Below are 7,520 nucleotides of genomic sequence, written 5' to 3' on the forward strand. Positions count from 1 at the left end.
GGGCAACCGCGCGCGCGTGCTCGGCACGAGCCACGTACCGTGTGGGCGTGCCTAGAGGGGAGATGCCATGAGCGACACAGAGAACGCCGCGGTCGCAGGCAGCCTCGTCGGCGACCGCTATCGCATCGAGGCCGTCATCGGCCATGGTGGGACGGCCGCGGTCTACCGCGCCCGTGACGAGATCCTGGGGCGCGTGGTGGCGCTGAAGGTCATCCCACAAGCCTCCGCTGATGCCTCGGCGGTGCGGCGCGCCCGAGCCGAGGTCGAGCTCCTCGCATCGTTGAACCACCACGCGCTCGTCACCCTGTTCGACGCGGGTGTCGACGAGGTCGACGGCAGCGTGCGGACGTTCCTCGTCATGGAGCTGGTCGACGGTCCGACCCTGGGTGCGCGGATCCAGCGAGGTCCCCTCGCCCGTGCGGATGTGTGCCGGATGGCGGTAGATCTCGCCGAGGCCCTGCACGTCGTCCATGCGAGCGGGATCGTCCATCGCGACATCAAGCCGGGCAACGTGCTCCTCGGTTCCTCGCCGCTGCCCACGCACGAGTTCACCGCGAAGCTCGCCGACTTCGGGATCGCCCACCTTATCGACTCGACGCGCCTGACCGCCGCGGGAGGTCTGGTCGGCACAGCCGCCTACCTCAGCCCCGAGCAGGCCCGCGGCGCCGCTCCCGCTCCCGCGTCGGACGTCTACTCGTTGGGCCTCGTGCTCCTCGAGTCGCTGACGCGGACACGCGCGTTCCCGGGCGCCCTCATGGAGTCCGTCGGCGCACGCCTGGTCAGCGATCCGCCGATCCCCGGCTCCGTCGGGTCCGGCTGGGCCGCACTCCTGTCGGCCATGACGGCGCGCGACCCCGAGGCGAGGCCGACCGCCGTCGACGTCGCTGTCGCCGCGCGGGCGCTCGAGCGCGAGGCGGCCGCATCCGAGGACGCCCTCGCCTCATCACCTGCGACGGAGGCCCTCGGGGCGAGCGTCGGCGTCGACACACCGACCACGCTGACGGTCCCGATGGACGCGCACGCGAGCGGCTCGACCGCGATCATGCCGGCCGCAGTCATCGCACAGCTCGGCCGCGATGCTGCCAACCGGGCCGCCGAGCACGACGCCGGTGATGCGACCGGGCGGGGCGCAAGTCTGGATGGCGGGCACGGCGAGAGGCACGCGCGTGGCGCGCCGTCGACAGGCGGCACGCGAACGCACCGGACCCGCCGTCCCCTCGTCCTGGCTGCGGTCGGACTGCTCGTCGTCGTCGCGGCCGTCGTCGCGGTGCCACGGCTCGCCCACCCGGCGCCGACGCCGAGCACGGCACCCACTGTGCCCGCCCTCGTCGAACCGCTGCGCACCGACCTGCAGGCTCTCCTGACGAGCGTGAGCCCATGATCGGCGTGCGGCGCTTCGCCGCCGCGGTCGTCGGCGTAGCCCTGCTCTCCGGGTGCGCGTCCGGTGCGTCAGACATCGCCGCGACCACCTCCAGCGAGCTGCAGGCCGCCGTCCAGGATGTCGGCACCGCCGCCGCAGCGGGCCACTACGCGGCCGCCGTGACCTTGCTCGACACCCTCCAGTCACGGCTCGACCAGGCGCTCACCGCCGGTCAGGTCGGGGCCGACCGCGGAGCGAAGATCCAGGCGGCGATCGACCGGGTCCGCGGCGATCTCGGAGCACTCGCTGCGGCACAGCCACCAGCATCGTCACCGACACCCACGGCGAAGGCAACGCCGGCACCTGCCCCGGCCACTACGAAGCCCGACGCCGGACCGGGCAAGCACAAGGGTAAGGACTAGGGCAGGACGACGCCCCGACGGCCCACGCCGAGGCGGCCGACAACGCAGCGAGCTCCTCGGACGTCAGCTGCAGGTCCGCCGACCTCAGCAGGTCGGTCCGCGACCATGCCTTCACTCTCGCAACCTGGGGCCGACGTGTCGTCCCCCATCGACGGGCGATCGGCGTACCGCGGTCCCAGTACGGCGCGCCGTGTGCACCCGGCTCCGGTCAGGGACCCGGAGCACCGACCGGAGAGGTCAGCGGCTCGTCGACACGCGGTACTGCGCGTTCGCCACCGGGATGGCGATCACCAGGATGAGCACTGTCCAGATGAGCGTGTACTCGGCCGCATGCTGCAGCGGCCACGCGGTGGGCTCGGGGGTGTTCGCGGGGATGTTGCCGAACAGCTCGCGGGCGGCCTGCGTGACGGACGAGACGGGGTTCCACTCCGCGAAGCTCCGCAGGGGTCCCGGAAGCGTGGACAGCGGGACGAACGTGTTGGCCACGAAGGTGATCGGGAAGATCACGATGAACGAGGCGTTGTTCACGACCTCCGGGCTCGGCACGAGCATGCCGATCCACGCCATGACCCACGAGACCGCGTACGCGAAGACCAGCAGCAGTCCGAACCCTGCCAGCGCCTCGATCGGCGAGCTACGGATGCGCCACCCGACCAGGAGCCCCGTGAGCGACATGACGACGAGCACGATCACGTTGTTGACGACGTCGGACAGCGTGCGTCCCGTCAGGACGGCGGACGGTGCCATCGGCAGCGATCGGAAGCGGTCGATGATGCCCTTCTTGACGTCGTCCGCCAGGCCCGCGCCGGTGATCGTGGCGCCGAAGATGACCGTCTGCGCGAAGATCCCGGCGATGAGGAACTCCCGGTACGCGGATCCCCCACCGGCCTGGTCGATCGCGCCGCCGAACACGTACGAGAACAGCAGCACGAACATGATCGGCGACAGGGTCGTGAAGACCAGCAGGTCGGGGACCCGCTTGATCTTGATGATGTTGCGCTTCGCGACGACGTGCGCGTCGGCGATCACGTGCGGGATCGTCAAGGTCATCGCGCTGCCTCCCGTTGCCGGACGCCGGCGGCCTCGGTGTCCGCCGCGCCGTGTCCTGTGAGGATGAGGAAGACGTCGTCGAGCGTGGGGCGGCGCAGGCCGACGTCGTCGAGCCGAAGGTCGACTGCGTCAAGACGACGCAACGCCTCGGTGAGCACCGCGGCGCCGCCCGTCACCGGGATCAGGACCGTCCGGCGCTGATGATCATGGGTCGCCGGGCCGATCCCGAGCGGCTCGAGCAGGTCGCGCGCCTCCGCGAGCCGGGTGCCGTCGGCGACCGTGACGTCGAGGCGCTCACCGCCGACCTGCCGCTTCAGCTCGTCGGAGGTCCCCTTCGCGATGATCGTGCCGTGGTCGATGACCACGATCGTGTCCGCGAGCAGGTCGGCCTCCTCGAGATACTGCGTGGTGAGCAGCAGCGTCGTGCCGCCCGACACCAGCGACTGGATGATCTCCCACATCTCGGTCCGGCCGCGCGGGTCCAGACCGGTCGTCGGCTCGTCCAGGAAGAGCACCGGTGGATCCGCCACCAGAGCCCCCGCAAGGTCGAGCCGTCGTCGCATGCCGCCCGAGTAGGTGCGGGCCGGGCGGTCCGCGGCGTCGTCCAGGCTGAACTGGGCGAGCAGCTCGCGCGCCCGCACTCGGCTCGCCCGACGACCGAGGTGGTACAGCCGCCCGATCATGTCGAGGTTCTCGAACCCCGTCAGGTACTCGTCCACGGCGGCGTACTGACCCGACAGCCCGATCTTCCGTCGCACGCCCGCCGGGTCGGTCAGGACGTCCACGCCGGCGACCTGGGCCTCACCCGAGTCGGGCCGAAGCAGCGTCGCGAGGATGCGCACGATCGTCGTCTTGCCGGCCCCGTTGGGTCCCAGCAGCCCGAGCACGGTGCCGGTCGGCACGGAGATGTCGACGCCGTCCAGCGCTGTCACCTTCCCGTACCGCTTCACGAGTCCCTGGGCCCGGATCGCCTCGCTCATGCCGTCCAGGCTAGGACCTTGGTCCCACACAGCGCGAGACCTTTCGGCCGGCTGCCGTCCGCCTGCCGGTCCTCGGGATCCGCCAGTCCCCTGCGGGTGATGGAATGGCGTCATGCCACCGTTGCGTTCACGAACAGTCACCCACGGCAGGAACATGGCCGGCGCCCGCGCTCTGCTGCGCGCAGCCGGGGTCGCCCGCGAGGACATCGGCAAGCCGATCATCGCCGTGGCGAACAGCTTCACCGAGTTCGTGCCGGGCCACACGCACCTGCAGCCGGTCGGGCGGATCGTGTCCGCGGCGATCTTGGCGGCCGGGGCGGTGCCGCGGGAGTTCAACACGATCGCCGTCGACGACGGCATCGCGATGGGTCACGAGGGCATGCTCTACTCGCTGCCGTCGCGCGACCTGATCGCCGACTCGGTGGAGTACATGGTCCAGGCGCACCGCGCCGACGCGCTGGTGTGCATCTCGAACTGCGACAAGATCACGCCCGGCATGCTGATGGCGGCCATGCGACTCAACATCCCCACGGTCTTCGTCTCGGGCGGCCCGATGGAGGGCGGCACCGCGGTCCTGACCGACGGCACGACGCGCACCCGGCTCAACCTCGTCACTGCGATCGCCGACGCGGTCGCGGACACGGTGTCCGACGCCGACATCGACCTCATCGAAGAGGCCGCGTGCCCGACGTGCGGGTCGTGCTCGGGGATGTTCACCGCCAACTCGATGAACTGCCTCGTCGAGGCCCTCGGCCTGGCCCTGCCCGGCAACGGCTCGACGCTCGCGACCCACACCGCACGCCGCGACCTCTACGAGCAGGCCGGGCGCACCGCGGTGGAGATCACCCGCCGCTTCTACGAGGACGACGACGCCAGCGTCCTGCCGCGGGCGATCGCGACCCGGGAGGCCTTCGACAACGCGATGTCGCTCGACATCGCGATGGGCGGCTCGACCAACACGATCCTGCACCTGCTCGCCGTCGCCCACGAGGCCGAGCTCGACTACACGCTCAACGACATCGAGGCGCGCTCCTCGGCCGTGCCGTGCCTGTGCAAGGTCGCGCCCAACGGCAGCTACCTCATGGAGGACGTCCACCGGGCAGGCGGCATCCCCGCGATCCTCGGCGAGCTGAACCGCGCCGGCCTGCTCCACCCCGACGTCCACTCCGTGCACGCCGACTCGCTGCAGACCTGGCTCGACGCGTGGGACATCCGCGGCGGCGCCGCCACGCCCGAGGCGATCGAGCTGTTCCACGCCGCACCGGGCCGCGTGCGCTCGGCCACGGCGGGCTCCCAGTCGGCACGCTGGGACAGCCTCGACCTGGACGCCGCGACCGGGTGCATCCACGACGTCGCCCACGCCTACACGGTCGACGGCGGGCTCGCGGTGCTCCGCGGGAACCTCTCCGAGGACGGGTGCGTCGTCAAGACCGCCGGGGTCGACGAGTCCTGCTTCACGTTCTCCGGCCCCGCCGTCGTGCTCGAGTCCCAGGACGACGCCGTCGAGGCGATCCTCAGCGGCCGCATCACGGCCGGCGACGTCGTCGTCATCCGCTACGAGGGACCGCGCGGCGGACCCGGCATGCAGGAGATGCTCTACCCGACGTCCTACCTCAAGGGCCTCGGGCTCGGCGCCCAGTGCGCGCTCATCACCGACGGACGATTCTCCGGCGGGACGTCCGGGCTGTCGATCGGGCACGTCTCCCCCGAGGCGGCGGCCGGTGGTGTCATCGCGCTCGTCGAGGACGGCGACACGATCCTCATCGACATCCCCCAGCGGTCGATCCACCTGGACGTCCCCGACGAGGACCTCGCCGATCGCCGCGCCAAGCTCGAGGCCGGCGGTGGCTACCACCCGACCTCGCGCGACCGCGTGGTCTCGACCGCGCTGCGTGCGTATGCGGCGATGGCCCTGTCTGCCGACAAGGGCGCGGTGCGCGACGTCAGCGTCCTCGAACGACGCATCACACCATGACCCGCAAGACCAGCACCCCCGACCTGGCGGAGCAGCCCCGCGAGGTCGTCGGCCGGTGCCCGTCGGGCGCGCTGGCGATGGTCGAGCATCCCCCGACCCGCTCGACGTAGCGGTCTGGCGACGCCCTCCGGTTCCGGGGCGCTGCCACCCCGGACGTGCTCATCCCGGCGCGAGAACAGCGACCAGCTGCTCAACGGTCGGCGCACCGGAGACCCCCGACGCCGTCCGGTACAGGCGGCACGCAAGGCCGACGGGAGCGTCCGGCGCAGCGAACGGGTCGACGCCGTCCACCAGCACCGACGGCGAGCCGTGGAAGCTCAGCTCCACTGCTTGCTCCGGCGTCGAGACCACGACATGCTCGACCGCCACATCGGCGCCCCCGACAGCCTGGAGGGCTACGCGCAGCCGGTCGTCGGTCTCGCGCCAGTTCGGGCATCCATCGAAGTACAGCAGCTGAACCTTCACCCGTTCATGATGACCCTCGGGGGCCCGTCCGACGTGCGAAACGTTCCCCGGACGAGCCCACGCCCGCTGTTCGTCAGCTGCCCTGACCCATGCTCCACAGCGTCCAGATGGACGTGCGCATCGTGCGCGGCTGGTGCAGGGTAGTCACGATCGCGGCAGCCACGTCGCCGGGCGTCAGCCACTCGCTCGCACGGGGGTCGTCGTCGGTGCGGCCGGCGCCGACGGCGAACTCGGTGAACGTCCCGGCCGGGCAGATCAGCGTGACGCGCACCCCCTTCTCGCGCAGCTCGCGATCGAGCGACCCCGCCAGCCCGACCTGCGCGTGCTTGGTCCCGGCGTAGACCGCCTCGTCGGCACCGCCGCGGAAGCCCGCGACGCTCGAGACGATGACGACGTCGCCACCCCCTGCGGCCAGCATCGCCGGCAGCGCCGCACGCACGGTCCAGACCGTGCCCGCGTAGTTCGTGTCCATCATCGTCGTGAGGTCCTCGTCGCTCTGGTCGAGGATCCCGCCGTACATGCCGATGCCGGCATTCGGGATGACGGAGTCCAGTCGGCCCCACCGGTCCACGGCCGCCGCGACGAGCCGCGCATTGTCGGCAGGCACGCGCACGTCCATGGGCACCCCGACGGCGTTCTCCGCGCCGAGCTCGGCGACCAGCTCGTCGAGCCGGTCCGTGCGCCGGCCACCGAGTGCGACACGCGCTCCGTCCGCGACCAGGAGGCGCGCAGTCTCACGTCCGATGCCCGCCGTGGCACCGGTGATGGCGACGACGGATCCGGTGAGGTCTCGGGTGGTCTGCATGGGAGGCTCCAGGTGGCGAGGCGACGATGACTCGGGGCTGCACTCAGCACAGGCGAAACGTCCCGAAACGGTTTTTGTAGGCTAGCATCGTGCGAACGCAGCGGTCAAAGCACCGGGCGGGTCCGGGCCTTTCTGGCGTGTGCGAGAGACGACGGGGGACGAGTGAACAAGACCAACGGTGCAGCGGCACGCCCCCGCGCCGCAACGCTGCGGGACGTCGCCGTCCTCGCCGGCGTGTCCATGGCCACCGCGTCCAAGGCCCTCAACGGACGCGCCAACGTGCACCCGGACACGCGACGTCGAGTCGTGGAAGCCGCGGAGCGCATCTCCTTCACGCCGAACACGCTCGCCCAGGCGATCCTGGCCGGTCAGACCGGCACCGTCGGCCTGCTGACGAACGACCTCGAGGGACGGTTCAGCCTCCCGATCCTCATGGGCGCCGAGGACGCGTTCGGGGCCGGCA

General features: G+C 71.3%; 8 protein-coding genes. 4 read left to right on the top strand and 4 right to left on the bottom strand.

Translation table 11 applies throughout. The annotated features are described in order from the left end of the window. Positions 1-67 precede the first annotated feature (67 nt). Positions 68-1,381, top strand: a complete 1,314-nt coding sequence (locus tag VFW79_RS13015) for a serine/threonine-protein kinase (protein WP_329677716.1) — start codon at positions 68-70, stop codon at positions 1,379-1,381. Further along, positions 1,378-1,782: a hypothetical protein gene (locus VFW79_RS13020; RefSeq protein ID WP_329677717.1), complete on the top strand. Its 405-nt coding sequence runs from the start codon at positions 1,378-1,380 to the stop codon at positions 1,780-1,782. The genes VFW79_RS13015 and VFW79_RS13020 overlap by 4 nt, the downstream gene beginning before the upstream one ends. 237 nt (positions 1,783-2,019) lie before the next feature. Here the strand turns inward: VFW79_RS13020 and VFW79_RS13025 are convergent, their stop codons facing one another. Continuing rightward, on the bottom strand, positions 2,020-2,832 hold the full coding sequence (locus VFW79_RS13025) for an ABC transporter permease (protein WP_414647968.1): 813 nt from the start codon (positions 2,830-2,832) through the stop codon (positions 2,020-2,022). Next, positions 2,829-3,812: an ATP-binding cassette domain-containing protein gene (locus tag VFW79_RS13030; protein ID WP_329677718.1), complete on the bottom strand. Its 984-nt coding sequence runs from the start codon at positions 3,810-3,812 to the stop codon at positions 2,829-2,831. The genes VFW79_RS13025 and VFW79_RS13030 overlap by 4 nt, the downstream gene beginning before the upstream one ends. A 112-nt stretch (positions 3,813-3,924) precedes the next feature. Here VFW79_RS13030 and ilvD point away from each other — a divergent pair, with 112 nt between their 5' ends. After that, positions 3,925-5,787 (top strand): dihydroxy-acid dehydratase, encoded by a 1,863-nt coding sequence (ilvD, locus tag VFW79_RS13035; protein WP_329677719.1) that lies wholly within the window; start codon positions 3,925-3,927, stop codon positions 5,785-5,787. A 159-nt stretch (positions 5,788-5,946) separates the two neighbouring features. Here ilvD and VFW79_RS13040 read toward each other — a convergent pair whose 3' ends face one another. After that, positions 5,947-6,252: a DF family (seleno)protein gene (locus VFW79_RS13040; protein WP_329677720.1), complete on the bottom strand. Its 306-nt coding sequence runs from the start codon at positions 6,250-6,252 to the stop codon at positions 5,947-5,949. Between the two features lie 73 nt (positions 6,253-6,325). Continuing rightward, positions 6,326-7,057 (bottom strand): SDR family oxidoreductase, encoded by a 732-nt coding sequence (locus VFW79_RS13045; RefSeq protein ID WP_329677721.1) that lies wholly within the window; start codon positions 7,055-7,057, stop codon positions 6,326-6,328. 162 nt (positions 7,058-7,219) lie between these two features. On the opposite strand from VFW79_RS13045, the gene VFW79_RS13050 reads away from it, so the two are divergent. Continuing rightward, on the top strand, positions 7,220-7,520 hold a 301-nt coding region (locus VFW79_RS13050), incomplete at its 3' end, for a LacI family DNA-binding transcriptional regulator (RefSeq protein WP_329677722.1).

Origin of the sequence: Cellulomonas sp., assembly GCF_036279715.1 — a bacterium.
In the GTDB taxonomy this organism is placed as follows: Bacteria; Actinomycetota; Actinomycetes; order Actinomycetales; family Cellulomonadaceae; genus Cellulomonas_A.